This window comes from Actinophytocola sediminis (genome assembly GCF_054779715.1).
In genome coordinates this window covers 50,344-76,565 of sequence record NZ_BAAGXS010000020.1, presented here as the reverse complement: position 1 = coordinate 76,565, position 26,222 = coordinate 50,344, and the positions used below count along the sequence as shown (strand labels likewise).

Below are 26,222 nucleotides of genomic sequence, written 5' to 3'. Positions count from 1 at the left end.
GTGGGCGCCGTTTTCATGCCGTGGTTCTTCTGCCGTGCAAGGAGGTCGCTCGTGGACTCGACGTCACTCAAGGAACTGTTGACCGAGTACGGCGAGCTCGAGCAGGCGCTGTCGGATCCCTCGGTACACGGTGACCAGAACCGGGCCCGCCGGCTCGGCCGCCGCTACGCCCAGCTGACGCCGACGGTCAAGACGTTGCGCGAGCTGGAGACCGCGCGCGGTGACCTCGCCGCGGCCAGGGAGCTGGCCGCCGAGGACGCGACGTTCGCCGCCGAGGCCGACGCGCTCGCCGAGCGGATCCCCGCGCTGGAGGCCAAGCTCACCGAGCTGCTGTTGCCGCGCGACCCCCACGACGGCTCGGACCTGCTGCTGGAGATCAAGTCGGGGGAGGGCGGCGACGAGTCGGCGCTGTTCGCCGGCGACCTGCTGCGGATGTACCTGCGCTACGCCGAACGGCACGGCTGGCAGGCCGAGGTGCTCGACGGCACCGACACCGAGCTCGGCGGGTTCAAGGACGTCACGGTCGCGATCAAGAGCAAGGTGCCGACCGCGGACGGCGTGTGGTCCCGGCTGAAGTTCGAGGGCGGCGTGCACCGCGTGCAGCGGGTCCCGGTGACCGAGTCCCAGGGCCGCATCCACACCTCGGCCGCCGGCGTGCTGGTGTACCCGGACGTCGAGGACGTCGAGGTCGAGATCGACGAGAAGGACCTGCGGATCGACGTGTTCCGGTCGTCTGGCAAGGGCGGGCAGAGCGTCAACACCACCGACTCCGCGGTGCGGATCACCCACCTGCCGACCGGGATCGTGGTGTCCTGCCAGAACGAGCGCTCCCAGCTGCAGAACAAGACCCGCGCGCTGCAGGTGCTGCGGGCGCGGCTGGTGGCCGCCGCCGAGGAGGAGGCGGCCAAACAGGCCTCGGACAACCGGCGCAGCCAGGTGCGGACCGTTGACCGGTCGGAGCGGGTGCGGACCTACAACTTCCCGGAGAACCGGATCTCCGACCACCGGGTGAACTACAAGGCCTACAACCTCGACCAGGTGATGAACGGCGACCTGGACGGGGTGTTGGACGCGCTCGGGGTCGCCGACCGCGAGGAGCGCCTGGCCGCCAGCCAGTCCGGTTGAGCGGGTCGCCGAGGCCGGGGTGTGCGATCGTGAGCCGATGACCCGACAGCCGCTTCGGCTCGCCGTGATGGAGGCCGAGCGCATCCTCGCCGGCGCCGGGGTCGCGTCGCCCCGGGTGGACGCCGAGCTGATCGCCGCGCACGTGCTCGGCACCGAGCGCGGCAAGCTGGTGCTGGTGCCGCTGGTGGACCGGCAGGTGGTCGAGGCGATCGGCCGGCTGGTCACCGAGCGGGCCAAACGCGTGCCGTTGCAACACCTGCTCGGCTGGGCGGGGTTCGGCCCGGTCACCGTCGAGGTCGGGCACGGCGTGTTCGTGCCGAGGCCGGAGACCGAGCTGCTGTTCGAGTGGGGGGTCGGCGCGCTGCGCGCGGTCGCCGAGCCGCTGGTCGTCGACCTGTGCACCGGCTCCGGCGCGCTCGCCCTGGCCATCGCGGCCGCCCGGCCGGACGCGACCGTGCACGGCGTCGAGCTGGACTCCTCCGCGCTGGCCTGGGCCAGACGCAACGTGGACCTGCGGGCGAGCACCGGCGCGCCGGTCGTGCTGCACGCCGGCGACGTGGCCGACCCCGGGCTGCTGGCCGACCTGGACGGCCAGGTCGACCTGCTGGTCTGCAACCCGCCCTACGTGCCGCTGGGCACCGAGGTGCCGCCGGAGGTGGCCGAGCACGACCCGTTCGGCGCGGTGTTCGGCGGCGCGGACGGGCTGTCGGTGATCCCGCACGTGGTGCGCGCGGCCGCGCGCCTGCTGCGGCCGGGCGGCTGGTTCGCCATGGAACACGACGACTCCCACCAGGCCGAGGTACTCGACCTGCTCGCCACCCGCCGCGTGCTGACCGACATCACCCCGCACACCGACCTGACCGCCCGCCCCCGCTTCATCACCGCCCGCCACACCTAACCGCCCCCCGCCCCCCGGCCCGCAGCGAAGGGCTCCTTCGCTGCGGGGGACGCAGTCAAGGGACCCTTCGCTGCGGGTGGGATCAGGGACGGGAGTTGGCGACCATCTGGTCGTAGACGGGCTTCATCCGGTGCCACTGGGGGTCGGGGCCGGAGGCGAAGATGAAGTACTCCACGCCGTCCACCTGCCAGAACAGCGCGCGTACGTGCTGGCGGCCGCTGCCGTCGTCGTGCTCGTACTCCCACTCGACCGCCGGGTGTCCGGCATAGGTCGCCCGGTTCATGTCGATGCGCTCGTAGTCGTCGGTGCGCTCGGCGAACTTCGTCTCGTTGGTCGCGTGCGTCGCCGCGATGTCCTCGGCCGCCGCCGGAGCGCCGCCGTAGCCGACGAACCGGCCACTGTCGGCCGGGTCGGTCGCGCGCATCGCGCCCGGGGCGCCGCCACGCGCCACCTTCCAGCCGAGGGGGATCACGGTCTGCACCAGCTCTGGCCCGGTCACCCGCTGGAACCCGTTCGGCGGCGGCCGGGTGGTGGTGATGGTGGTGGTCACGGTCGCCGTGGCGTTGCCGTTCCCGTTCCCGGCGTTCCGTTCCGCGACCGAGGTCGGGTCGTTGCCGTTGGCCACGCCTGCCGGCTGCGGCTGCGGCGTGGCCAGCAGCGCGACCCCGATCACCGCACTCACCACGAGGTAGAGCGCGGCACAGGAGACCGCGAGCCACCTCGAGCTCAGCGATCGCAAGCTCGGCACGTTCTTCACCTCGACACCCCCCGACACGGGTCTACCGAGAGTAACGTGCCCGCCGGGGTGATCCAATGCTTCGGGCGTGGCAGGACGTGATCGTCAAATGGCGGCTGGTGCCGGACGACCTTCCGGGTGGGGACCCGGCGGGGCGTCAGCATGCCGATTTGGCCAGGTCCGCGCTGTTGGCCGGCAAGCTCGACACCGCGTTCGACGAGTACACCGAAGCCACCAGCCGGCGGGACGATCCGCTCGATCACATCGGTTTGGGTGATGTGCTGCTCGCTCGCGGTCGGTGGCGGGAGGCCGACGAGCACTACCGGCGAGCGCTGCCCGCCGGCGGCCTGGCGGCGCTGCTGGCCCGCCTGGGCAGCACCCAGGTCCTGATCGGCGAGGGGCGCGCCGCGGCCGCGGTCGCCGACCTGGAGAACCTGGTCGCCGACCGGCCGGCCGAGCCGACCCTGCGCTACTACCTGGCGAGCGCCTGGTTCTCGGTCGCCGAACAGTGCCGGGCGCGCACCGGGGACGACACGCTGGTCATCACGAGCGAACAGCAGCTGCTGATCTGCGAGCAGGCCGCCGAGCGCATCCTGTCGCTGCGGGTGGCCGACGATGAGCTCGACCGCGGCGCCGAGGCGCTGCTGCGCGAGGTCGCCCTCGGCCGCCGCTGGACCTGGTCGCCGGAGGGCATCGCGGTCAGCCTGGCCATCCTGACCGTGGCCCTCGGGCTGATCACGGTGGTCGCCGGCGGGCTGATGGCCAACCCGATACTGGTGCTCATCGGCATCGTGGCCGGCGCCGGACTGCTGTTCGCGATCGTGTTCCGCTTCCGCCGCCAGACCTGGCGCCGACGCGCGAGCGAGATGGCCCCGCACATCACCAAGCCGGGCGTATAGGGTCTGACCCCGTGAGTGTCGTGTACGACTGCGCGGTCGAACAGGATCGCGCGGACGGTCTAGCCGCGGCCGCCAGTGCGGTGCGCGCCGGGCGTCTGGTGGTGCTGCCGACCGACACGGTCTACGGCATCGGTGCGGACGCGTTCTCCTCGTCCGCGGTCCAGTCGCTGCTGGCGGCGAAGAACCGCGGCCCGGACATGCCGGTCGGCGTGCTGGTCGGCTCGTGGTCGACCATCGACGGCCTGGTGCTGTCGGTGCCCAAACAGGCCAGGCAGCTGATCGAGGCGTTCTGGCCGGGCGACCTGTCGATCGTGCTGCCACACGCGCCCTCCCTTGCCTGGGACCTCGGCCGCAGCGGCGGCACGGTGATGCTGCGCATGCCGCTGCACCCGGTGGCGATCGAGCTGCTGCGCGACGTCGGCCCGATGGCGGTCTCCAGCGCGAACCGCTCCGGCCAGCCACCCGCCGCGAACGCGGGCGAGGCCCGCGACCAGCTCGGCGACTCGGTGGCGGTGTACCTGGACGGTGGGCCCTCCGGCGAACCGGTGCCCTCCACCATCGTCGACCTGACCAGCGGTGAGCCGGTGGTGCTGCGCGAGGGCGCGGTCAGCGTCGAGGCCGTCGCCGAGGTGGTCGGCACCGAGGTGCGCAGCCCGTCCTGATGGTGTCCCTGCGTCCGACGGTCCCCGCCGATCTCGCGGCGGTGACCGCGTGGGAGGCCGACCGGGACACCGCGTGCTGGCTCGGCGACACCGGTCCGGCCTGGCACCGGCGCGCGCTGTCCGACCCGGCCCAGGAACACCTCATCGCCGTGCACGACGCCCGTGCGGTCGGGTTCCTGGTACTCGCCGGGCTCGCCGGCCAGGAGATCGAGCTGCGCCGGTTGGTCATCGCGCGGGCGCACCGGGGCGCGGGGTTGGGCGGCGCGCTGTTGCGCGCGGCGATCGACCGCGCCGCGCGCACCCCCGGCGCGACCGAGATCTGGCTGGATGTCAAGGCGGGCAACGACAGGGCGCGCACCCTGTACGCCTCGGCCGGCTTCACCGTCGCCACCGCGCTCGGTGAGTTGATCTTCCTGAGCCGCCCGGTCACCACGACATCGGAGGCCGGCGGGGGCGCGGTAACCTGACGCCACTGCAGCCTCGTGGAAGAAGCAACGCGTTTGGACACGCCGTTCTGGGGCCCGGACTTCGACGCCCTGGCCAGCACGGATCCCGAGATCGCCGACGTCGTACTCGGAGAGCTCGAGCGGCTCAGAGGCGGCCTCCAACTGATCGCGAGCGAGAACCTGACCAGCCCGGCCGTCCTGGCCGCGCTCGGGTCGACGCTGTCCAACAAGTACGCCGAGGGCTATCCCGGCCGCCGCTACTACGGTGGCTGCGCACGGGTGGACCAGGCCGAGGAGATCGGCATCGCCAGGGCACGGGAGCTGTTCGGCGCCGCGCACGCCAACCTCCAGCCACACTCCGGGGCCAGCGCCAACCTCGCCGCCTACGCCGCGTTCTGCGAGCCGGGCGACCGGGTGTTGGCCATGGATCTCAAGCAGGGCGGTCATCTCACCCACGGGTCGAAGGTCAACTTCTCCGGCCGCTGGTTCGAGCCGATCGCCTACGGGGTCCGCGCGGACACCGAGCTGATCGACTACGACCAGGTCCGTGACCTCGCCATCGCGCACCTGCCCCGGATGATCATCGCCGGCGCCACCGCGTACCCGAGGCTGATCGACTTCGCCGCGTTCCGCGCGATCGCCGACGAGGTCGGCGCGATCCTCATGGTCGACGCCGCGCACTTCATCGGGCTGGTCGCCGGCCAGGTCATCCCCTCGCCGGTGCCGTTCGCCGACGTGGTCACCTTCTCCACCCACAAGGTGCTGCGCGGTCCCCGTGGCGGCATGATTCTCTCTCGTGCCGAGCACGCGAAGGCGATCGACAAGGCCGTGTTCCCGTTCAACCAGGGCGGTCCGCTGATGCACGGGGTCGCGGCGAAGGCCGTCGCCCTGCGCGAGGCGGCGACGCCGGAGTTCCACGACTACGCGACCCAGGTCGTGGCCAACGCCGCGGCGCTGGCCGGTGGCCTGGAGGCCGAGGGCATGCGCGCGGTGTCCGGCGGCACCGACACCCACCTCGCGCTGCTGGACGTGCGCGCGCTCGGGGTCACCGGCGCGGAGGCCGAGCTGCGCTGTGACGCGGCCGGCATCACGTTGAACAAGAACACCATCCCGTTCGACCCGGCGCCGCCCGCGATCGCCTCCGGCATCCGCGTCGGCTCGCCGAGCGTGACCACCCAGGGGATGACCGAGTCCGCGATGGCCGAGACCGCGCGGCTCATCGGCCGCGCGGTGCTCGCCGAGCCGGGCACCGCGGGCGGGGACGCCGAGCACGCCGCCGTGCTCGCGGACGTGCGTCAACTCACCGCCGCTCACCCCGCGTATCCGCGATGAACCTCGCGCAGGACTTCCAACCAGAGGGACTCCCGATCCGGGAGTACCTGCTCGTCGGCCTGACCGCCGCGGTGCTGACCTTCCTGTTCACCGGGCTGATCCGGCGGTTCGCCATCCGCTGGGGCGCGGTCGCCCATCCACGCCAGCGCGACGTGCACACCGTGCCCATCCCGCGCCTCGGCGGCGTGGCCATGTACCTCGGCGTCTGCGGCGGAATGCTGCTGGCACACCAGCTTCCGGCGTTGCGCCGCGGCTTCGAGTACACCTACGACCCGACCGCCGTGCTGATCGGCGGCGGGGTCATCGTGCTGATCGGCATGCTGGACGACCGGTTCGAGCTCGACTCGCTGACCAAGCTCGCCGGCCAGACCACCTGCGCGGGCATCCTGGTGCTGTTCGGCCTGCAGTGGATCATCGTCTGGGTGCCGTGGGGCGGCGACGACAGCGTCGGCTCGATGCTGGTCCTCGACCAGAACCAGGGCGCGATCCTGACCGTGCTGCTGGTGCTCACGATGGTCAACGCGATGAACTTCGTCGACGGCCTCGACGGGCTGGCCGCCGGGGTCGGCTTCATCTCCGCGGCGGCGACCTGCGCGTTCTCCCTGCACCTGCTGGACGAGTCCGGCGGCGACGTGAACAACTACGCGCCGGCGATGATCGCGGCCACGCTCGCCGGGGCCTGTCTCGGCTTCCTGCCGCACAACTTCCAGCCGGCGAAGATCTTCATGGGCGACTCCGGCTCGATGCTGATCGGCCTGATGATGGCCGCCGCGAGCACCTCGGCCTCGGGGCGGGTGGTCGCCCCGGACGGCACCGAGACGATCGCGCTGCTGTCCCCGTTGCTGGTGGTCGCCGCGGTGCTGTTCGTGCCGCTGCTGGACCTGCTGATGGCGGTCGTGCGGCGGACCCGCAAGGGCCTGAGCCCGTTCCACGCCGACAAGATGCACCTGCACCACCGGTTGTTGGAGCTCGGTCACTCCCAGCGACGCGCGGTGCTGCTGATCTACCTGTGGGCCGCGGTACTGGCCTTCGGCACGGTCGCGATGACCCTGTTCGACGCGTTCGCGGTGGTCTGGGTGATGGGTTTCGGCCTCCTGATCGCATTGATCGTTTCGGCCGTACCTAGACTGAGGCAGCGATGACTGAGAAGACGGATAACGAAGAGCTGGGACTCGGCCTGCTCGCGGACATGCCGCGCAGCCACGCCGAGTCGGTACACAAGCTCGCCGATGCCATGCTGCGCTACGCGATGTGGCCGGCGATCGCGGTCGTGGTGGCGGGTATCACGGTCGGCACGCTGGTGGCGGGGGTCGAGGGTTCACTCGGCGCGCTCGTCGGCGGCATAGTGGCGTTCGCCTCATCGTTCGCCACGCTGTGGCTGATGAGACGGACCGCCGCGTTCAACCCGATGATGGTGATGGGTGCCGCCCTCGGCGGGTTCATCGGCAAGATGCTCGTGCTGCTGGTGGTGATGTTGCTGTTGGGCAACGTCGGCTTCCTGCACACCGAGTCGTTGGCGTTCACCATGCTCGCGGTGGTGGTGGTCTGGGCGGCGATGGACATGATCGCCTTCCGGCGCACCAAGATCCCCACGCTGATCATGGACAGCGACCAGCAGTAGATCTTCAACTGGATCACCGGCCGGCGATCGGTGCTGGCAGGTGTGATGTGCACGCCAAGTAGTACGCGCGTCCTTCTAGCCCGAGAGTGGCTGATATGGTGCGCGGCAGGGCACTTGGGGCACCCCTGGGAGGCAGGGGTGCCGCTGTCAGATGCCCAGGGTCGCTGAGGTACGTTAAGTCCTGATCGTGACGATTCCCCCGGCGGGATATCTGCCGGCCGGGAGAACCGGAAGGAGCCCAGTTGCGGGCGCTGTGGCTAGCAGAGGGTGGCGAGTTCGTTCCCCCTGGCGCGGGTGATTTCTTCCTGCCGCCCATTTTCGGCTCGGTAACGAAGCCGATGGTGCTGATCGTCCTGTCGGTCATCATCATCTCGGCGTTCTTCCTCCTGGCATCCCGCCGGTTGCAGGTCGTGCCGGGTAAGTTCCAGTACTTCGCCGAGTCGGTCTACGACTTCGGCCGAAACAACATCGCGCGCGAACAGATCGGGTCGAAGGACTTCCTGCCCTTCGTGCCGCTTGTTCTCGCGTTGTTCACCTTTGTGTTGGTGAACAACATCTTCGGGCTCATCCCGGTCATCCAGTTCCCGTCGTTCTCCCACATCGGGTTCCCACTGGCGTTGTCGATCCTGGTCGTCTACCCCGTTTACCACGGGGCGGGGTTCCGCCGACACGGGTTCATCGGGTACTTCAAGCACCAGCTGTTCCCGCCCAACGTGCCGAAGCCCATCTACCTGCTGCTCACGCCGATCGAGCTGTTCACGAAGTTCATCATGAACCCGATCACGCTGGCGATCCGAGTTTTCGCGGCGATGTTCGCCGGACACCTCATTCTCATGGTGTTCGCCATCGCCGGCGAGTTCCTGCTGATCGAGGGCGCTGGCGCACTCAAGGGCGTCTCGGTGGTGGCCTTCGCCTTCAACATCGCGATGACGTTCGTCGAGGCACTGATCATGGTGATCCAGGCCTATATCTTCGCGTTGCTGTCCGCCAACTACATCGGACAGGCGATGTCCTCGGACCACTGAGCCGAACACCTGCCGAACACCGGGAAAACAACAGACACACACCCGATCCACGCACTGGCGCGGACCGAGTTTGAAAGGGAAACACGTGAGCAACATCCTTCTTGCCCAGGATCCGGTCAACCTCAACCCGGGCCTGGCGCTCATCGGCTACGGCCTCGGCGCGATCGGCCCCGGCATCGGTGTTGGCATCATCTGGGCCGCCGTCATCAACGGCACCGCCCGGCAGCCGGAGGCCCAGGGCAAGCTGATGAACATCGCCTGGACCACCTTCGTGCTGACCGAGGTGCTGGCCCTGATCGGTCTGGTGCTCTTCTTCATCGCCTACGCCGCCTGACCTTCGCCGCGCTGGGTAAGGAGACGCCATGTTGAACACCATCGTGCTGGCCGCCGACGAGCCGAATCCGGTTCTGCCGCACACTTCCGAGCTCATCCTCGGTCTCATCGCGTTCCTGCTCCTGTTGTTCGTGCTGTGGAAGTTCGCGGTGCCGCGCTTCGAGGCCGCGTACAAGGAGCGGGCGGAGAAGATCGAGGGCGGCATCAAGAAGGCCGAACTCGCTCAGGCCGAGGCCGAGAAGGCACTGCAGACCTACACCGCGCAGCTGGCCGAGGCCCGTGCCGAGTCGGCACGCATCCGCGACGACGCCCGGCTGGAAGCCGAGCAGATCAAGGAAGAGCTGCGGGTGCAGGCCCAGGACGAGGCCGCGCGCATCGTGGCTCAGGGCCAGGCACAGCTGGAGGCCCAGCGTGCGCAGATCGTCGCCGAGCTGCGGGCCGACCTCGGCCGGACCGCGGTCGAGCTGGCCAGCCGGATCGTCGGCGAGTCCCTCGAGGACGACGCGCGGCGCAGCGGCACGGTCGACCGGTTCCTCGACGACCTCGACGCGGTGTCGGCGCCCGCCGCCAAGAACTAGGACCCGCTGATGACATTCCACGCCGCTAGTCGCGACGCCCTGGCCGCAGCCGAGCTCACGCTGCTCGACGTGCTCGGCACGGCATCGGGTACGGCATCGGGCACGGCGAAAGCCAAGCCGGCCACCCGGTCGCGGTCCACCAAGGCCACGGCCGCGGCCGCGGGCGCCGACCAGCTCGGCGACGAGCTGTTCGCGGTCGTTCGGCTGCTGGACGCCGAGGTCGGCCTGCGCCGGGCCATCGGCGACTCGTCGGCCTCCCCGGAGCGTCGCGAGCAGCTGCTGTCCGGTCTGCTGTCCGGCAAGGTCAGCGACCAGGCACTGCGGGTGCTCGCCGCCGCCGTGCGGGAACGGTGGTCGACGCCGCGTGAGCTGGTCGACGGGATCGACCACCTCGGTCGGACCGCGCTGCTGGTGCGGGCCGAGCGCGACGGCAGGCTGGACGCGGTGGAGGACGAGCTGTTCCGGTTCGGCCGTATCGTGGCTGGTGACAGCAGGCTGGAGCAGGCACTGACCGACCGGTCAGCGCCGAACTCGGCCAAGGCGGCGCTGGTGGCGTCGCTGATCGCCGACAAGTCGGAGTCGGTCACCGTCGCGCTGGTCGAGCAGCTGGTGGTCGCGCCGCAGGGCAGGGCGCTGGTCGTCGGGCTCGCCGAGCTGGCCGCGGAGGCGGCCAAGCGGCGGGAACGGTCGGTGGCCTACGTGGTCTCCGCCGGCCCGCTGAGCAGCCAGCAGCAGGACCGGCTGGCCGCGGCGCTGGACCGGATCTACGCGCGACCGATCGCGCTGCACGTCGAGGTCGACCCGAGGATTCAGGGCGGCCTGGTCGTCAAGGTCGGTGACGAGGTCATCGACGGCAGCGCCATCGGCCGGATCGACGAGCTGCGTCGGCGCCTGGCCGGTTGAGCGGCATTGGACCCCCAGACATTGAAGTACAAGACGGTAGGAGCGGGAACGCCATGGCGGAGCTGACGATCTCGTCGGACGAGATTCGCAGTGCGATCGACAACTACGTGTCCAGTTACTCGCCCGACGTCAGCCGGGAGGAGGTCGGCCTCGTGGCCGACACCGGTGACGGCGTCGCGCACGTCGAGGGCCTGCCCTCGACCATGGCCAACGAGCTGCTGGAGTTCCCCGGCGGCATCCTCGGGGTGGCCCAGAACCTGGAGCCGCGCCGGATCGGTGTCGTGATCCTGGGTAACTACGAGCAGATCGAGGAGGGTCAGGAGGTCAAGCGGACCGGCCGGATCCTCTCGGTCCCGGTCGGGGACGCGTTCCTCGGTCGCGTGGTCGACCCGCTCGGCAAGCCGATGGACGGCCTCGGCGAGATCGACTCCACCGAGACCCGCGCCCTGGAGCTGCAGGCCGCCTCGGTGGTGCAGCGCCAGCCGGTGAGCGAGCCGCTGCAGACCGGCATCACCGCGATCGACGCGATGACCCCGATCGGCCGCGGCCAGCGCCAGCTGATCATCGGCGACCGCAAGACCGGCAAGACCGCGGTCTGCGTGGACACGATCCTCAACCAGCGTGCGAACTGGGAGACCGGCGACCCCAAGCAGCAGGTGCGCTGCATCTACGTCGCGGTCGGCCAGAAGGGCTCCACGATCGCCTCGGTGCGCGCGGCGCTCGAGGAGCACGGCGCGCTGGAGTACACCACGATCGTCGCCGCTCCCGCGTCGGACTCGGCCGGCTTCAAGTGGCTGGCCCCCTACACCGGCTCGGCCATCGGCCAGCACTGGATGTACCAGGGCAAGCACGTGCTTATCGTGTTCGACGACCTGACCAAGCAGGCCGAGGCCTACCGCGCGCTGTCGTTGCTGCTGCGCCGCCCGCCGGGCCGCGAGGCGTTCCCCGGCGACGTCTTCTACTTGCACTCCCGGCTGCTCGAGCGCTGCGCGAAGCTGTCCGACGAGCTCGGCGCCGGCTCGCTCACCGGGTTGCCGGTCATCGAGACCAAGGCCAACGACATCTCGGCCTACATCCCGACGAACGTCATCTCGATCACCGACGGGCAGTGCTTCTTCCAGTCCGACCTGTTCAACTCCGGTCAGCGCCCGGCGGTCGACGTGACCACCTCGGTGTCCCGAGTCGGTGGTTCGGCGCAGATCAAGGCCATGCGGAAGGTGTCCGGCTCGCTGCGGATCGACCTGTCGCAGTACGAGGAGCTCAAGGCGTTCGCCGCCTTCGCCTCCGACCTGGACGCGACCTCCCGCGCGCAGCTGGACCGCGGTGGCCGGCTCTACGAGCTGCTCAAGCAGTCGCAGTACTCGCCGGTGCCGGTCGAGCAGCAGGTGGTGACCGTGTTCCTGGGCACCAACGGCCACTTCGACGAGGTGCCGATCGAGGACGTCGCGCGGTTCAACCGGGAGCTGGCGGAGAACCTGCGCCACCGGCACGAGGGCATCCTCGCCGAGATCCGCGGTGGCGGTGCGTGGACCGACGAGCTCGCCGAGCGGGTCGTCGCGGCCGCCACCGAGTTCAAGAAGGGCTTCACCACCGCCGAGGGCAAGAGTCTGGTCGAGGCGGACGCTGAGGCCATGGCCGCCGACGAGGTCGGGCAGGAGACCGTCAAGGTCAACCGGCCCGCGCCCAAGAGCTGACCGGGAAACCCCCATGGCACAACTTCGCGAGCTACGGCAGAAGATCCGGTCGACCAGGTCGATCGGGAAGATCACCAAGGCGATGGAGCTCATCGCCACCTCGCGCATCAGCAAGGCGCAGGCCAGGGTGGACGCGTCCCGGCCGTATACCGCGGAGATCACCAAGGTGCTCTCCGCACTGGCCAGCGCGGCGTCCACTCTGGACGACCCGTTGCTGACCGAGCGGGAGAACCCCGGCCGGGTCGGTGTGCTGGTGGTGACCAGCGACAAGGGCCTGAGCGGCGGCTACAACACCAACGTGGTGCGCGCGGCGGAGGAGCTGCTCTCGCTGCTGCGTGAGCAGGGCAAGACGCCGGTGCTGTACGTGATCGGTCGCCGGGGCCTCGACTACTACCGGTTCCGCGATCGCGAACTCGCCGGCAGTTGGACCGGGTTCACCCAGTTGCCGAGGTACGAGAACGCGGCCGAGATCGGCACCACGCTGGTGGAGGCGTTCCTGGCCGGCGAGGACGACGAGGGCGACCAGGCGGGCGCGGACGGCATCCTCGGTCTCGACGAGCTGCACATCATCTACTCCGAGTTCCGCTCGATGCTCTCCCAGGTCCCGGTGGCCAAGCGGATCGCACCGCTGGAGGTCGAGTACACCGAGGTCGACGAGACGGCCGAGGAGACCAAGCCGGCCAGCGACGTGATCGCACCGGCCTACGAGTTCGAGCCCAACGCGGAGGCCCTGCTCTCGGCACTGCTGCCCAAGTACATCAACACCCGGATCTACGCCGCTCTGCTGGAGGCGGCGGCCTCTCAGTTGGCCGCGCAGCGCAACGCCATGAAGTCGGCGTCGGACAACGCCAGCGATCTGGTGCAGACCTACACCCGCCTCGCGAACCAGGCGCGGCAGGCCCAGATCACCCAGGAGATCAGCGAAATCGTCGGTGGAGCGAACGCGCTCGCCGCGGTAGGAAGTGAAGACTGATGACGACAACCGAGAACGCAGCCAAGGGCCGCATCGTGTCGGTGACCGGGCCCGTGGTCGACGTCGAGTTCCCCCGCGGCGCGGTCCCCGAGCTGTTCAACGCCCTCAAGGTGGAAATCGAGTTCGAGGAGCTGCGCAAGACGGTGACCCTCGAGGTCGCCCAGCACCTCGGCGACAACCTCGTCCGCACGATCTCCCTGCAGCCGCAGGACGGTCTGGTGCGCGGCGCCGAGGTCACCGACACCGGCGGCGCGATCTCCGTGCCGGTCGGCGAGAAGGTGAAGGGCCACGTCTACAACGCGCTCGGTGAGTGCCTGGACGTGCCCGGCTACGGCGAGGACCTCGAGAAGTGGGAGATCCACCGCAAGCCACCGGCGTTCGACCAGCTCGAGGGCCGCACCCAGATGCTGGAGACCGGCCTCAAGGTCATCGACCTGCTGACGCCCTATGTGCTCGGCGGCAAGATCGGCCTGTTCGGCGGTGCCGGGGTCGGCAAGACGGTGCTGATCAAGGAGATGATCACCCGCGTCGCGCGTAACTTCGGTGGCACCTCGGTGTTCGCCGGGGTCGGCGAGCGCACCCGTGAGGGCACCGACCTGTTCCTGGAGATGAGCGAGGACGGGGTCATCAACGACACCGCGCTCGTGTTCGGGCAGATGGACGAGCCGCCCGGCACGCGTATGCGGGTCGCGCTGTCCGCGCTGACGATGGCGGAGTACTTCCGCGACGTGCAGAACCAGGACGTGCTGCTGTTCATCGACAACATCTTCCGGTTCACCCAGGCGGGTTCCGAGGTGTCGACGCTGCTCGGCCGGATGCCCTCCGCGGTGGGCTACCAGCCGACGCTGGCCGACGAGATGGGCGAGCTGCAGGAGCGGATCACCTCGACCAAGGGCCGGTCGATCACCTCGATGCAGGCGATCTACGTGCCGGCGGACGACTACACCGACCCGGCCCCGGCGACGACCTTCGCCCACCTGGACGCCACCACCGAGCTTTCCCGGTCGGTGTTCCAGAAGGGCATCTTCCCGGCGGTGGACCCGCTGGCGTCGACGTCGACCATTCTGAACCCGGCGATCGTCGGGGAGAAGCACTACGCGGTGGCCTCCGAGGTCATTCGGATCCTGCAGAAGTACAAGGAGCTGCAGGACATCATCGCGATTCTCGGCATGGACGAGCTGTCCGAAGAGGACAAGGTGACCGTGCAGCGGGCACGCCGGATCGAGCGTTTCCTGTCGCAGAACATGTTGGTGGCCGAGCAGTTCACCGGTCAGCCGGGTTCCACGGTGCCGCGCGAGGAGACCGTCGAGGCCTTCGACCGGATCGCCAAGGGCGACTTCGACTCCTACCCGGAGCAGGCCTTCCTCGGTATCGGTGGCCTGGACGACCTGGAGAAGAAGTACCGCGAGATCACCAAGAAGTAGCTTGCCGGACAACGAGAACGGCGCCCCCGCGAGTCGCGGGGGCGCCGTTCTCGTTGCGGCTACGGCAAAGTGACCACCTGGTCGTCGACAAGTACCTGAGTCGCCTCTGGCGGCAGCAACGTGGCGTCGTGGGCTGGCGGGGACCAGGTCGCGGTCGGGGAAGCCCGGTAGCGCAACGGTTTCCCGAACGCCGCGACCAACCAGGCCGAGTCGGGGAGCCTGCGGACCACCGGCAGGACGGTGTCGGGGTCGGCCACGGACATGCGCTCCACGACGTACCGGCCGTCGCGGCCGGGCATCGCCGCGTACAGGTACGCCGGGTGGTCCAGTTCCTGTTCCTCGCCGATGATCAGGACGCCGTCGGTCACTCTCGTCGCGATGAGCCACGGCGACCGCTGGTCCTGATAGGAGGATGGGTCGAGCAGTCCGCTGTCCCGGAGGGCCTTGGCGAACACGGCGTCGGGATCGAACAGGTCGCCCAGGTCCCCGAACTCGACCGAGGTGTCCCACGGCAGGCCCCGCCGGACCGGTTGGGCCGGTTCGGGGTCGCTGGTCAGGACGAGGGGCAGGTGTCCGCCGAGCTTCATGTTCTCCCGTTCCGGTCGGCCGCCTGCGATGAGTCGCACGTTGAGCGGGTTGGTGCCCGCCGGCAGGCGGATCATGCCGACGCCGTCCTGGAGCGGGAGGGACGTCCAGTCACGCCGCGAGCCCTCGCCGGTGTAGTCGATCTCCGGGGACACCCACATGGCGGAGTCGGGATGTGCCACGGCGAGCACGGTGCGGTCGTCGGGGAGCACGAAGTGGCCCTGTTCGCCGGGGTCGTCCTCCTGCACGCCGAGCAGGCGGGGCGCGGGGGAGCCGGGTGCGGCGGCGACCAGACCGGTGAGGACGCGCTCCTCGTCGTGCCCCAGGCGGACGGGCTGTACGACGATCGCGGCCTCGCCGTAGGGGGTGTCGCCCGCCCAGTACACGTGCGGGTCGCCGGTCCGGTCGTCGTAGCCGCCGTCGCGGTTGACGCGCTGGCCGGATCGCAGGCCGGTCTGCCAGGCCTCGACGATCCCGGTGACGCGGAGCGCGTCGTCGATGTGCTCGCCGCCGAGGTGGGTCATGCGCCAGTCGTCCTTGGGCTGGGGCGCGGCGGTGGTCGAGGCGCCGGGCGATGGTGGTGCGGAGACCGCGCTCGGCACCGCCACCACCACGGCGGCGACGACGAGGGTGCCGGTCACGGCGGCGGCCACGGTGATCCGGTTTCTGGTCCGGCGCCGTCGGCTCGCGGTGACGACGTCGTCGGTGAAGCCGAGGCGTGGCTCGAGGTCCTCGGTGGCGGCACGCAGGGCCCTGGTGAGGTCACGGTTGTCCATCAGGCGCTCCGGTGTTCGGGGACGGGGTCGAGGTGCTCGCGGAGCCGGGCGAGCCCGCGGGAGGTCTGGCTCTTCACCGTGCCGACGGCACACCGCAGCGCGGTGGCAGTCTCCGCCTCGGACAGGTCGTCGAAGAAGCGCAGGACGAGGACGGCGCGCATCCTCGGCGGCAGCGCGGCCAACGCGCGGACGACGAGGTCGTGATCGAGCACGTACTGCTCGGGCCCGATGGTCGCCGGCTCCGGGGCGTCGGCGGTCAGCGGTGCCTCGCGGATCCGGCGGGCTCGGTGGCGCCAGCGGTTGGTGGCCGCGTTGGCGAGCGCGGCGCGGACGTAGGACTCGGGGTGGTCGCGGATGTGTCGCCAGCGGAGGAACACCCGTTCGAGGACTTCCTGCAGCAGGTCCTCCGCGGCGGCGTGGTCGCCGCCGCACAGCAGGTAGGCCGAGCGCAGTAGCGCGGGGGAGCGGTGGGTCACGAAGTCGGCGAACTCCGCCTCACTCATGGGTGCCCCAGGTTTCGGCTAGGTGACTGGTTTCACCCGTAATGACACCGGCCTGGTGGGAGAGGTTGCCAACAGGTCAATTAGACTTCGACCCAAGCTCACCGAGGGAGGTACCGCGTGGCCGAGATGTCCGTCCAGTTGGTCGCCGTGGAACGACGCCTGTGGTCGGGTACCGCCACGTTTGTCGTCGCCCAGACCACCGAGGGCGAGATCGGCATCATGCCCGGTCACGAGCCCGTACTCGGACAGTTGGTCGAGGGCGGTGTAGTCACCGTGCGGACGACGGCAGACGAGACCGTGACCGCCGCGGTACACGGCGGCTTCCTTTCGGTCACCGCGGACACCGTGAGTGTCCTCGCCGAGTCAGCCGACCTGGCCGACGAGATCGACGTGGCCCAGGCCAGGGCCGACCTCGACGCCGACGAGCACACGCGCGCGAGAGCACTCGCTCGACTGCGCGCTGCGGGACAGACGGACTGACGGCTGGCGGGGGCGGGCCGTCGTGGACATCACTGTCGTCGTCGTAGCGGTCCTCTTCCTCGTCACGGTGGTGCTCTTCTGGCTGACCGTGCGCCGGTTGCGCGCGCTGCGCTCCGGTGGGGTACACGCGGCGTTGCGCACCCGGCTGGACGACTCGGCCAAGGGCTGGCATCTGGGCGTCGGCCGGTACCAGGGAGACGAGTTCGTCTGGTTCCGGGTGCTGAGCCTGCGGCCGGGCCCCGATCGGGTGATCCACCGGAGTGGGTTGGAGATCGCCGACCGTCGTGAGCCGTCCGGTCCGGAGCTGTACAGCATGCCGCCCGCGTCGCGGGTGCTGCGGTTCCGCGCGCGGGCGACCAGCGCCGATGCCGACGTGGAGATCGCGATGGGTCCGGACGCGCTGACCGGGTTCCTGTCCTGGCTGGAGTCGGCGCCGCCCGGCCGGCTGCCCTGGGCTTCCTAGGTTCGGTGTGCCTTGGCCGCGGCCAGGCAGTAGACGCCGTACGCGGCCAGGCCGAGGGCGACCACGACGAGCGCGGCGGTGCCGAACGGCTGGCTGGCGACCGTCTTGAGCGCGGTGTCGAGGCCGCCGGCCTCGCCCGCGTTGTGCCGCAACGCGGCGATGCCGATCAACCCGCCGACGATGCCGAGCACCAGGCCCTTCGCGAGGTAGCCGGCGACGCCGAGGCGGGTCACCCAGCGGCGGCTGCCGGTGGGCAGGTCGGTGGTGTCCAGGTCGTCGAGGAACGACTTGCGCACGCCCTGGCGGACCAACCCGACCGCGACCGCGATGACGGCCACGGCCACCGCGCCGACGAGTAACCGCCCGGCGGGCAGGGACAGCAGGTCGGCGGTCCAGGACTGTTGTTGCTGGTCGCCGGAGCCGCTGCTGCCGGCGCCGCTGGCGAGTCGGGACGCGGTGATGCCGAGGGAGACCCCGATGACCGCCTTGACGACGGCAGCGACGCGTTTACGGGTGCGTTTGCCCTGTTTGGTGACCCACTGGAAGCTCGTGGCGGCCAGCAGGAGTTGCCACGCGGCGTAGGCGAACAGTCCGACGGCGAGGATCCACAGGATGATCTGGCCGGCGCCGCCGGTGCCGACCTCGGTGAGCGCGCCCTGCTGGTCGGCCTGCTCGGCGCGGTCGCCGAACGCGATGCGCAGCGCGAGGTAGCCGATGAGCAGGTGGATGGTGCCGTAGCAGGCCATGCCGGCCCAACCGAGGACCCGGGTGGTGTTGTTCGTGGTGCGCGTGACTGACATGGCCCGGTGACTACCCAGGTCAGGCGGGCCTGAACGGTCCGTTCGCAGTAATCCTGGTTACCGGTCCCCGCCCGGCCGCCACAGCACGTCGCCGCCCGGGTTGGCCACCCGGCCGAGGACGAACAGCAGGTCGGACAGCCGGTTGAGGTAGCGGGCGGCGAGCGGGTTGGTCCGGTCGGCGTCGGTCTCGATGAGCCGCCAGGCGCCGCGCTCGGCCCGCCGGGTGACGGTCCTGGCGACGTGCAGCAGGGCCGCGCCCGAGGTGCCGCCGGGGAGGATGAAGGAGGTGAGCTTGTCGAGGCGGGCGTTGAACTCGTCACACCAGGTCTCGAGGCGGGTGAGGTAGGCCTCGGTGATGCGCAGTGGCGGGTACTTCGGGTTCTCGACGATCGGGGAGCACAGGTCGGCCCCGACGTCGAAGAGGTCGTTCTGCACGGCCTGCAGCACGGTGGTGAGCTCGTCGTCGAGCCCACCCATGGCCACGGCGACGCCGATCGCGGCGTTGGCCTCGTCCACGTCGGCGTAGGCCGCGAGGCGCGGATCGGTCTTGGGTACCCGGTGCCCGTCGCCGAGCGCGGTGGTGCCGTTGTCGCCGACTTTTGTGTACACCCGCGTGATGTGGACCGCCATGCCCTGGACGATACCGATGCCGTCAGCGGCGTACCGCCAGCAGCGTCTTGCCGACGGTGGCGCGTGACTGGATGGCCGTGTGCGCGTCGGCGGCCTTGTCGAGCGGGAACCGTTGTCCGATCAGTGGCCGGAGCCGCCCGGCCGCGGTCTCGGCGATGGCGGTCTCGGTGAACTGGCGTAGCTGTGCCGGCGTGGGGGCCGGGCGGATCCTGGTGATGTCGCGGGCCGCGGCCTCCTCGTCGGTGACGTCGTTCCAGGTGCCGCTGGCGAGTCCGTAGGCCAGGAGCCGTCCGCCAGGTCTGAGGATGTCGAAGGCCGCGCGCCCGATGTCGCCGCCGACCCCGTCGAACACCACGTCGACCTGGCCGGCGTGGGTGGCCCAGTCCGGCGCGAGGTAGTCGATCGCGAGGTCGGCGCCGAGTTCACGGGCGATGTCGGCCTTGCGCGGCCCACCCGCCGCGGCGATGACGTACGCGCCCGCGGTGCTGGCCAGCTGGACGAGCAGGCTGCCGACCCCGCCCGCGGCCGCCTCGACGAGTACGCGGTCGCCGGGCCGCAGGTCGGCCGCGTGCGCGAGCATGGTGGCGGTACGTCCGTCGGCGAGCACCGCGACGGCGTCGTCCACCGCGAGGTTGTCGGGCAGGATGACGAGCCCGTCGGCGTCGGCGGCGACCAGTTCGGCGTATCCGCCGGCGCCGCCGGTACTGGTGACCACGGTGGCGCCGACCAGGCCGGGGTCCTCGGCCGTGCGCACGACGCCGCCGACGCCGTTGCCGGGGATCGTCGGCAGGGCGGGCTGGAATGGCCCGGTCCCGGCCCGAACCTGGGTCTCGACGAAGGTGATGTTCGCGAACCGCACGTCGATCAGCACCTGGCCTGGTCCGGGGATCGGATCGGGGGAGTCCTTGGGCACGAGCACCTCTGGCCCGCCGAACTCCGACATCCACACCGCACGCATGCTTCCTCCAGTCGCCGGCAGCGCTTCGTACCAGCCTGCAACCTCGACCAATGTGGAGGTCAACATGCCCGTAGCGCTGGTCGACCCGGGCCGTCGGTGGTCGGATCGGCGTACTGCGGCATGATGGGCGCTCGTGACAGAGCACTTCCAGGTTCACGGTGGCGCACGGCTGACCGGTGAGGTCGAGGTCGTTGGCGCCAAGAACAGCGTGTTGAAGCTGATGGCGGCGGCGTTGCTCGCCGAGGGCACCACCACGTTGACCAACTGCCCACAGATTCTGGACGTGCCGTTGATGGCCGAGGTGCTGCGCAGCCTCGGCTGCGAGGTCGTCATCGTGGGTGACACGGTCACCATCACCACGCCCGCGGACCTGAACCACCGCGCAGACTCCGCGTCCATGGGCAAGCTGCGCGCCTCGGTGTGCGTGCTCGGTCCGCTGGTCGGCCGGTGCAAGCGGGCCGTGGTCGCGATGCCCGGCGGCGACGCGATCGGGTCGCGGCCGCTGGACATGCACCAGAACGGTCTGCGCCAGCTCGGCGCGCAGAGTGAGATCGAGCACGGTTGTGTGGTCGCCGAGGCCGAGGGCCTGCACGGCGCCCAGATCTGGCTCGATTTCCCCAGCGTCGGCGCGACCGAGAACATCCTGATGGCCGCCGTGCTCGCCAACGGCACCACGGTGATCGACAACGCCGCACGCGAGCCGGAGATCGTGGACCTCTGCACGATGCTGCAGCAGATGGGCGGCAAGATCGAGGGCGCGGGCACGTCGACGTTGACCGTGCACGGCGTCGAGGCCCTCCAGCCGACCCAGCACCGGGTGATCGGCGACCGGATCGTCGGCGCGACCTGGGCCTTCGCCGCGGCGATGACCCAGGGCGACGTGACCGTGCGCGGAGTTGACCCGCACCACCTCGACCTCGTGCTGGACAAGCTACGCACCGCCGGCGCCGAGGTGACGAACGTCGACAGCCACGCCTTCCGGATCGTCCAGCACGACCGTCCGACCGCGGTCGACTTCGTGACGTTGCCCTATCCGGGTTTCGCCACCGACCTGCAGCCGTTCGCCATCGCCCTGAGCGCCATCGCCGACGGCACGTCGATGATCACCGAGAACCTCTTCGAGGCGCGGTTCCGGTTCATCGAGGAGATGATCCGCCTAGGCGCCGACGCCCGCACCGATGGCCACCACGCGGTGGTGCGCGGCGTGGACCGGTTGTCCAGCGCACCGGTATGGGCCTCCGACATCCGCGCCGGCGTCGGCCTGGTGCTCGCCGGATTGTGTGCCGACGGCGTCACCGAGGTGTGGGACGTCTTCCACATCGACCGCGGCTACCCACGTCTGGTCGAGAACATGGTCAGCCTCGGCGCCGACGTCCGCCGAGTAAACGCCGCGCCCGACCGCGCCTGATCGCACCGGACTGCGCCCAACTGCGCCCGAACGCGCCCCGCCGCCTCACCGCCCCGCCGCTTCACCGGCTCCACGCCCACCGCGCCCGACTGCGGCCCGAACGCGCCCGACCTGCGCCCGGCCGCGTTCGATTCGGGTTCGAACGCGCCCGCCCGCGCCTGGCCGCGACCGCCCCACGTTCGAACGCGACCGTCACGCGCTCGAACGTGCCCGCCCCACGTTCGAACGTGCCCGACCCGTGTCCGACCGCGACCGACCCGCACCCGAACGGGGGCCGGCATTGACCTGTTCGTACTCGGTTGACCACGAGTCGTTGTGTCTTGCCGCCTGGGCGAGTAAGACAGTCCGGGAAGGTCAACTCCAGGAGATGAGGGCGGCATGCGCGGAGGTCGTTTCGGGTCGGCATTGTCGGTAGGGCTCCTGTTGGCCACAGCGCTCACCGCCGGGGCGACGACCGCAGGCGCCGATCGGTCCGTCGACCAGTCTGCGGACCGGTCTGCCGATCAGTCGGCTGCTCGGTCGTCCGATCGGTCCGTCGAGCGGCCAGTGGCGGTTGGCTACGGCGGCGCGGTCGCATCCGACACCCTGGAGTCGACGGAAGCCGGGATCGAGGTGCTGCGCCACGGCGGCACCGCCGCCGACGCGGCGGTCGCGGTCGCGGCGACGCTCGGGGTCACCGACCCGTTCGTCGCCGGCCTCGGCGGCGGTGGCTTCATCGTCTACTACGACGCCCGCACCCGGCAGGTCTCGACCATCGACGGCCGGGAGACCACCCCAGCCGCGGGCGGCGAGACGATGTTCATCGACCCGGCGACCGGCGAGCCCTACGAGTTCTCCACGGCCGTCACCAGCGGCCTGTCCGTCGGCGTGCCCGGCATGCTGGCCACCTGGGAACGAGCGCTGCAGCGATGGGGCCGCTTCGAACTCGACGACCTGCTCAAGCCAGCCATCCGAGTAGCCGACAAGGGCTTCCCCCTGGACCAGGCCGTTCGCGGCCAGATCGCCTCGAACGCCGACCGGTTGGCGCAGTTCACCTCCAGCGCCGAGCTGTTCCTGCCCGGCGGTGAGGTGCCCGAGGTCGGCACCCTCATGCGCAACCCCGACCTGGCCGACACCTACCGGCAGATCGCCAAGCGCGGCACCGACGCCTTCTACGAGGGCGCCATTGGCCGCGACATGGTCGACGCCGTCCAGGAACCGCCACTGGCTCCGGACGCCACCATCGATCCGCCGGCCGGGTTGATGACGATGTCCGACGTCGAGGCCTACCGCACGGTCGACCGCCGGCCGACTCACTCGCGCTACCGCGACTACGACATCTATGGCATGGCTCCTCCTTCCAGCGGTGGCATCACGGTCAGCGAGGCGCTGAACATCCTCGAGCGGTTCGACATGTCCGGCATGGACCGGACGCAGGCCCTACATCACTACCTGGAGGCCAGTAGGCTCGCCTTCGCCGACCGGAACCGCTACATCGGCGACGCGGACTTCGTTGACGTTCCTCAGCGGCAACTCCTTTCTGATCGTTTCGCCGCCCAGCGCGCGTGCCAGATCGACCCGAACGCCGCCGGCACCAGCCCGGCCGCGCCCGGGGACCCGTTCGGCCCTGGTGGGTGCCAGACGGCAGGCCAGGCCACCCCCGGCGGTCTGGAAGGCACGCACACCAATCACTTCGTGGTCAGCGACCGCTGGGGCAACGTGGTGTCCTACACCAACACCATCGAGCAACTCGGCGGCAGCGGAATCGTCGTGCCGGGTCGCGGCTTCCTGCTGAACAATGAGCTGACCGACTTCAACTTCGCGCCGACCCAGGGCGACGCTCCCGACCCGAACCTCCCGGCCCCCGGCAAGCGCCCGCGGTCGAGCATGTCGCCGACGATCGTCCTTCATCACGGCAAGCCGTTCTTCGCGATCGGCTCCCCGGGCGGGACGACGATCATCACGACGGTGCTGCAGATCGTGGTCAACCGGCTGGACTTCGGGATGTCCCTGCCGGAGGCGATCGCCGCGCCTCGCGCCACGCAACGGAACACGGCCAAGACCCTGGCGGAGTCGGCATTCATCGACGCCCCCACCGGTGTTGCGCTCAAGGCACTCGGCCACGAGTTCGACACCAGTACGGGCATCGGTATCGCCGCCGGTCTGGAGTTCCGCCGAGACGGATCGGTCGTCGCGGCGGGTGAGCCGGTCCGCCACGGTGGCACGTCGGCGGCGGTGGTCCGCCCCGCGCGTTAGCGCTCAGTCGCCGCGGGTGGTCGGTTCGGCCTGCTCGCGGCGGCGCTCGCGCACCCGACGTACCACGAACACGACGATCACCAGGACGACGAGCCCGATGACGATCTTCTGGAACGTGCCCGCGTACTGGTCCACGACCTGCCAGTTGGCACCGAGGAGGTAGCCGGCCACCACGAAGCCGGAGTTCCAGATCAGGCTGCCCGCGGTGGTGAGGGCGAGGAACTTCCAGATCGGCATGCGTTCCACGCCCGCGGGTAAGGAGATCAGGCTCCGGAACAGGGGCACCATCCGGCCGAAGAACACCGCCTTGGTGCCATGCCGCTGGAACCATCTCTCAGTACGGTCGAAGTCGGACCCCTTCAGCAGTGGGGCCCTGATGATCAGTGACCTGGTTCGCTCGCGACCGAGCAGCGCACCGAGGTAGTAGGTGAGCATGGCGCCGGCCACCGAGCCCACAGTTGTCCAGATCAGCGCGCTGACGAGCGTCATCGTGCCCTGACTCGCGGCGAACCCGGCCAGCGGCAGCACCAGTTCGCTCGGCATCGGCGGGAACACGTTGTCGATGCCGACGAGCAGCGCGGCTCCCGGTCCACCCAACCTGTCCATCAGGTCCACGGCGAGACCGGCGATACCGTCCATCGGCTCGGCGGGTGCGGTGAGAGACAAGTTCATCAAACGGGCCTTTCGGTCGATCGGGGCGTTGACGATCTCCACGCTAGGGATGGCGGAGCCGGTCGGCCACGCGGTTGACCGCAGGATCTGAGGGGGAAATACCGCAGGTCAATCATGCGGGAAACCGCAATGTGCGGCTCGGCACACTCGCCTAACCTGGCCTCATGTTCGTCCCAACTCGCCGAAACCTCTCCCGGCGCGCGGTCCTCGGCTTCGCCGGGCTCGTGCTGGGAGGTGTTGGCGCGGTCGTCGAGATGGCCTACCTCGTCGTCGTGCTACCGGCACTCGCCGTGCCCGCCACGCGCCGCCGCGTGCGTGCGGGCGGGCGCCGGCTCGCGGAGGTCAACTGCGCGCGGGTCGCCCGGTACTTCGGTTACCCGAAGGAAGACGGCGACTACACCGGCGCCCAGGCCATGCGGTACCTGTCGATGCGCAGCGTGCTCGGCCTGTTCGGCGTCGGAACCATCTCGCTGTTGACGTACGGGCTGTACGGCGCCGCGATCGTGATCTGGCAGATCGTCACGGGGTCGCCCATCGGCGGCGACGACGGCTCTCCGACGGCGACGGCAGAGGAGGGTCTGGCCGTCATCGCCATCGGTGCGCTCCTGCTGTACATCATCGTGTGGGGACTCGTCGGCGTCGCCATCCTGGAGGGCGTGCTCGTCCGGCACTATCTCGGTCCGCGCGAGGCGGAACTGCTACGCCGTCGGGTGTCCGAACTGGCGACTTCTCGTGCGGGCGTGATCGAGGCGGTCAACGAGGAGCGCCGGCGCATCGAACGCGACCTGCACGACGGCGTGCAGCAACGTCTGGTCACGCTGGGCATGCTCGTCGGCAGAGCCCGACGTGCCACCAGCCGGGACCGTGTTGATGAGTTGATGGAGCTCGCGCACCTCGAAGCCCAACAAACTCTGAGCGATCTGCGGGAGGTGACCTGGCGGATCTTCCCGGTCGCACTCGACCAGGGCGGGCTGGCTCCCGCGCTGGAGTCGGTCGCGGAACGGTCCAGCGTGCCGGTCCGGCTGACGGTCGACCTGGCCGAGCGACCCGACCTGGCCACCGAGACCGTGGCGTATTTCGTCGTGTCGGAGTCGGTGACCAACGCGATCAAGCACGGCAGCCCCGATGGCATCGACATCTCCGTAGGTCGGGATGGCCACTGGCTCACGGTGAGTGTGCTCGACGACGGGAGCGGCGGGGCACGGCTCACCGGCACTGGGTTGTCCGGTCTGGCGAGACGTGTTGCCGCGGCCGACGGGGAGTTCAGTGTGGACAGCCCGCCTGGCGGGCCGACCTTGGTGTCAGCGAGGTTGCCGTGCGGCTGATCCTGGCGGAGGACCACGTCCTGTTGCTCGAGTCCTTTCGGCGAATGCTCATCGAGGAAGGGCACGAGGTGATCGCGTCGGTACGGGATGCCAAGGCATTGATCGACGCGGTCGAACGGGATCAGCCGGATGTGGTGGTGACCGATGTACGCATGCCGCCCGACCACACCGACGACGGGATGCGTGCCGCGCTGGAGGTGCGTCGCCGTTGGCCGGAGGTGGGCTTGCTGGTGTTGTCCCAGTACGTCGAGAAGCGGTACGCGGCGGAGCTGATCAGTGGGGACGGTGGGCGGGTCGGCTACCTGCTCAAGGACAGGGTGGTGCACGTAGGCGATTTCCTGGAGGCATTGGAACGAGTGGGCGCGGGTGGAACCGCGTTCGATCCGGAGGTGGTGCGGGGGTTGGTGGCGCGGACAACGCATACCGACCCGTTGGCGAAGCTCACTGTGCGGGAGCGTGCGGTGCTGGAGAAAATGGCGGAGGGCCGTACCAACGCGAACGTCGCGCAGGTGTTGTGCATCTCGTTGAGTTCCGTGGAGAAACACGTGAACGCGATCTTTGACAAATTGATGCTGGTTCCCCAGGCGGGTTACAGCCGGCGAGTGCTGGCAGTGCTGCGCTACCTCGGTTCGTAGCCGGCCAGCGCGGCGGACACCACGGCTGGTGGCGAGCCGAGGTGTCCACCGTGGCGACGGGTCTCCCGACAGGACGACGTGCACGTCGTGGTGACCGAGCGGC

The 26,222-nt window shown here is 69.9% G+C and carries 28 protein-coding genes; 21 read left to right on the top strand and 7 right to left on the bottom strand.

Translation table 11 applies throughout. From position 1 onward, the window contains the following. Positions 1 to 51 precede the first annotated feature (51 nt). Entirely contained in the window at positions 52 to 1,125 is a 1,074-nt protein-coding gene (gene prfA / locus ACYVIP_RS13440; protein WP_460395841.1) for a peptide chain release factor 1, read from the top strand. Positions 1,126 to 1,162: 37 nt separating this feature from the next. Then, entirely contained in the window at positions 1,163 to 2,023 is an 861-nt protein-coding gene (prmC, locus tag ACYVIP_RS13435; RefSeq protein ID WP_460395839.1) for a peptide chain release factor N(5)-glutamine methyltransferase, read from the top strand. Positions 2,024 to 2,105: 82 nt separating this feature from the next. Here the strand turns inward: prmC and ACYVIP_RS13430 are convergent, their stop codons facing one another. Then, complete coding sequence (locus tag ACYVIP_RS13430; protein WP_460395837.1) at positions 2,106 to 2,771, bottom strand: hypothetical protein; 666 nt, start codon at positions 2,769 to 2,771, stop codon at positions 2,106 to 2,108. A 65-nt stretch (positions 2,772 to 2,836) separates the two neighbouring features. Here ACYVIP_RS13430 and ACYVIP_RS13425 point away from each other — a divergent pair, with 65 nt between their 5' ends. The 13 genes from ACYVIP_RS13425 (at position 2,837) to atpD (ending at position 14,649) form a co-directional block, all read left to right on the top strand. Beyond that, entirely contained in the window at positions 2,837 to 3,658 is an 822-nt protein-coding gene (locus ACYVIP_RS13425) for a hypothetical protein (protein WP_460395835.1), read from the top strand. Positions 3,659 to 3,669: 11 nt separating this feature from the next. Continuing rightward, positions 3,670 to 4,320, top strand: a complete 651-nt coding sequence (locus ACYVIP_RS13420) for an L-threonylcarbamoyladenylate synthase (protein WP_460395833.1) — start codon at positions 3,670 to 3,672, stop codon at positions 4,318 to 4,320. Next, positions 4,320 to 4,787 (top strand): GNAT family N-acetyltransferase, encoded by a 468-nt coding sequence (locus tag ACYVIP_RS13415; protein WP_460395830.1) that lies wholly within the window; start codon positions 4,320 to 4,322, stop codon positions 4,785 to 4,787. Before ACYVIP_RS13420 ends, ACYVIP_RS13415 begins: the two co-directional genes overlap by 1 nt. A 33-nt stretch (positions 4,788 to 4,820) precedes the next feature. Continuing rightward, positions 4,821 to 6,098 carry a serine hydroxymethyltransferase gene (locus ACYVIP_RS13410; protein WP_460395828.1) on the top strand — a complete coding sequence of 426 codons (1,278 nt, stop codon included), beginning with the start codon at positions 4,821 to 4,823 and terminating at the stop codon, positions 6,096 to 6,098. Then, positions 6,095 to 7,240, top strand: coding sequence for a glycosyltransferase family 4 protein (locus ACYVIP_RS13405; protein WP_460395826.1), 1,146 nt, complete (start codon positions 6,095 to 6,097; stop codon positions 7,238 to 7,240). The genes ACYVIP_RS13410 and ACYVIP_RS13405 overlap by 4 nt, the downstream gene beginning before the upstream one ends. Next, positions 7,237 to 7,719 (top strand): hypothetical protein, encoded by a 483-nt coding sequence (locus ACYVIP_RS13400; protein ID WP_460395824.1) that lies wholly within the window; start codon positions 7,237 to 7,239, stop codon positions 7,717 to 7,719. Before ACYVIP_RS13405 ends, ACYVIP_RS13400 begins: the two co-directional genes overlap by 4 nt. Before the next feature lie 242 nt (positions 7,720 to 7,961). Continuing rightward, on the top strand, positions 7,962 to 8,744 hold the full coding sequence (atpB, locus tag ACYVIP_RS13395) for a F0F1 ATP synthase subunit A (RefSeq protein WP_460395822.1): 783 nt from the start codon (positions 7,962 to 7,964) through the stop codon (positions 8,742 to 8,744). Between the two features lie 85 nt (positions 8,745 to 8,829). Next, a complete protein-coding gene (locus tag ACYVIP_RS13390; protein WP_460395820.1) occupies positions 8,830 to 9,078 on the top strand; it encodes an ATP synthase subunit c family protein in 249 nt (82 codons plus the stop codon). 28 nt (positions 9,079 to 9,106) lie between these two features. Next, the gene (locus tag ACYVIP_RS13385) at positions 9,107 to 9,655 is read left to right on the top strand and encodes a F0F1 ATP synthase subunit B (protein WP_460395818.1); all 549 of its coding nucleotides are present in this window, start codon (positions 9,107 to 9,109) and stop codon (positions 9,653 to 9,655) included. A 9-nt stretch (positions 9,656 to 9,664) separates the two neighbouring features. After that, positions 9,665 to 10,558, top strand: a complete 894-nt coding sequence (locus ACYVIP_RS13380; protein WP_460395816.1) for a F0F1 ATP synthase subunit delta — start codon at positions 9,665 to 9,667, stop codon at positions 10,556 to 10,558. 53 nt (positions 10,559 to 10,611) lie between these two features. Beyond that, positions 10,612 to 12,252, top strand: coding sequence for a F0F1 ATP synthase subunit alpha (atpA, locus tag ACYVIP_RS13375; RefSeq protein ID WP_460395814.1), 1,641 nt, complete (start codon positions 10,612 to 10,614; stop codon positions 12,250 to 12,252). A gap of 13 nt (positions 12,253 to 12,265) precedes the next feature. Then, complete coding sequence (locus ACYVIP_RS13370; protein WP_460395812.1) at positions 12,266 to 13,225, top strand: F0F1 ATP synthase subunit gamma; 960 nt, start codon at positions 12,266 to 12,268, stop codon at positions 13,223 to 13,225. Continuing rightward, positions 13,225 to 14,649 carry a F0F1 ATP synthase subunit beta gene (gene atpD / locus ACYVIP_RS13365; RefSeq protein WP_460395810.1) on the top strand — a complete coding sequence of 475 codons (1,425 nt, stop codon included), beginning with the start codon at positions 13,225 to 13,227 and terminating at the stop codon, positions 14,647 to 14,649. The genes ACYVIP_RS13370 and atpD overlap by 1 nt, the downstream gene beginning before the upstream one ends. Positions 14,650 to 14,708: 59 nt before the next feature. On the opposite strand, the gene ACYVIP_RS13360 is transcribed toward atpD, so the two are convergent. Together ACYVIP_RS13360 and ACYVIP_RS13355 are read right to left on the bottom strand one after the other, a co-directional pair. After that, complete coding sequence (locus tag ACYVIP_RS13360) at positions 14,709 to 16,010, bottom strand: hypothetical protein (RefSeq protein WP_460395808.1); 1,302 nt, start codon at positions 16,008 to 16,010, stop codon at positions 14,709 to 14,711. After that, entirely contained in the window at positions 16,010 to 16,513 is a 504-nt protein-coding gene (locus tag ACYVIP_RS13355; RefSeq protein WP_460395806.1) for a SigE family RNA polymerase sigma factor, read from the bottom strand. The genes ACYVIP_RS13360 and ACYVIP_RS13355 overlap by 1 nt, the downstream gene beginning before the upstream one ends. Positions 16,514 to 16,630: 117 nt before the next feature. On the opposite strand from ACYVIP_RS13355, the gene ACYVIP_RS13350 reads away from it, so the two are divergent. Continuing rightward, positions 16,631 to 16,993 carry a F0F1 ATP synthase subunit epsilon gene (locus tag ACYVIP_RS13350; RefSeq protein ID WP_460395804.1) on the top strand — a complete coding sequence of 121 codons (363 nt, stop codon included), beginning with the start codon at positions 16,631 to 16,633 and terminating at the stop codon, positions 16,991 to 16,993. Between the two features lie 22 nt (positions 16,994 to 17,015). Next, positions 17,016 to 17,456, top strand: coding sequence for a DUF2550 domain-containing protein (locus ACYVIP_RS13345; protein ID WP_460395802.1), 441 nt, complete (start codon positions 17,016 to 17,018; stop codon positions 17,454 to 17,456). On the opposite strand, the gene ACYVIP_RS13340 is transcribed toward ACYVIP_RS13345, so the two are convergent. From ACYVIP_RS13340 to ACYVIP_RS13330, 3 genes are read right to left on the bottom strand one after another with little or no spacing between them, the layout of a single operon-like run. Continuing rightward, on the bottom strand, positions 17,453 to 18,256 hold the full coding sequence (locus tag ACYVIP_RS13340) for a DUF1206 domain-containing protein (protein ID WP_460395800.1): 804 nt from the start codon (positions 18,254 to 18,256) through the stop codon (positions 17,453 to 17,455). The genes ACYVIP_RS13345 and ACYVIP_RS13340 overlap by 4 nt on opposite strands. Before the next feature lie 57 nt (positions 18,257 to 18,313). Further along, complete coding sequence (locus ACYVIP_RS13335; RefSeq protein WP_460395798.1) at positions 18,314 to 18,886, bottom strand: cob(I)yrinic acid a,c-diamide adenosyltransferase; 573 nt, start codon at positions 18,884 to 18,886, stop codon at positions 18,314 to 18,316. Between the two features lie 22 nt (positions 18,887 to 18,908). After that, entirely contained in the window at positions 18,909 to 19,844 is a 936-nt protein-coding gene (locus ACYVIP_RS13330; protein ID WP_460395796.1) for a zinc-binding dehydrogenase, read from the bottom strand. 133 nt (positions 19,845 to 19,977) lie between these two features. Between ACYVIP_RS13330 and murA the strand changes: the two genes are divergently transcribed. Further along, a complete protein-coding gene (murA, locus tag ACYVIP_RS13325) occupies positions 19,978 to 21,252 on the top strand; it encodes a UDP-N-acetylglucosamine 1-carboxyvinyltransferase (RefSeq protein WP_460395794.1) in 1,275 nt (424 codons plus the stop codon). Between the two features lie 378 nt (positions 21,253 to 21,630). Beyond that, positions 21,631 to 23,487, top strand: coding sequence for a gamma-glutamyltransferase (ggt, locus tag ACYVIP_RS13320; RefSeq protein WP_460395792.1), 1,857 nt, complete (start codon positions 21,631 to 21,633; stop codon positions 23,485 to 23,487). Between the two features lie 3 nt (positions 23,488 to 23,490). Here ggt and ACYVIP_RS13315 read toward each other — a convergent pair whose 3' ends face one another. After that, on the bottom strand, positions 23,491 to 24,159 hold the full coding sequence (locus tag ACYVIP_RS13315) for a DedA family protein (RefSeq protein WP_460395790.1): 669 nt from the start codon (positions 24,157 to 24,159) through the stop codon (positions 23,491 to 23,493). Positions 24,160 to 24,323: 164 nt separating this feature from the next. Between ACYVIP_RS13315 and ACYVIP_RS13310 the strand changes: the two genes are divergently transcribed. Next, a complete protein-coding gene (locus ACYVIP_RS13310) occupies positions 24,324 to 25,484 on the top strand; it encodes a sensor histidine kinase (protein ID WP_460395788.1) in 1,161 nt (386 codons plus the stop codon). Next, positions 25,475 to 26,119 carry a response regulator gene (locus tag ACYVIP_RS13305; protein WP_460395786.1) on the top strand — a complete coding sequence of 215 codons (645 nt, stop codon included), beginning with the start codon at positions 25,475 to 25,477 and terminating at the stop codon, positions 26,117 to 26,119. The genes ACYVIP_RS13310 and ACYVIP_RS13305 overlap by 10 nt, the downstream gene beginning before the upstream one ends. Positions 26,120 to 26,222: the final 103 nt, after the last annotated feature.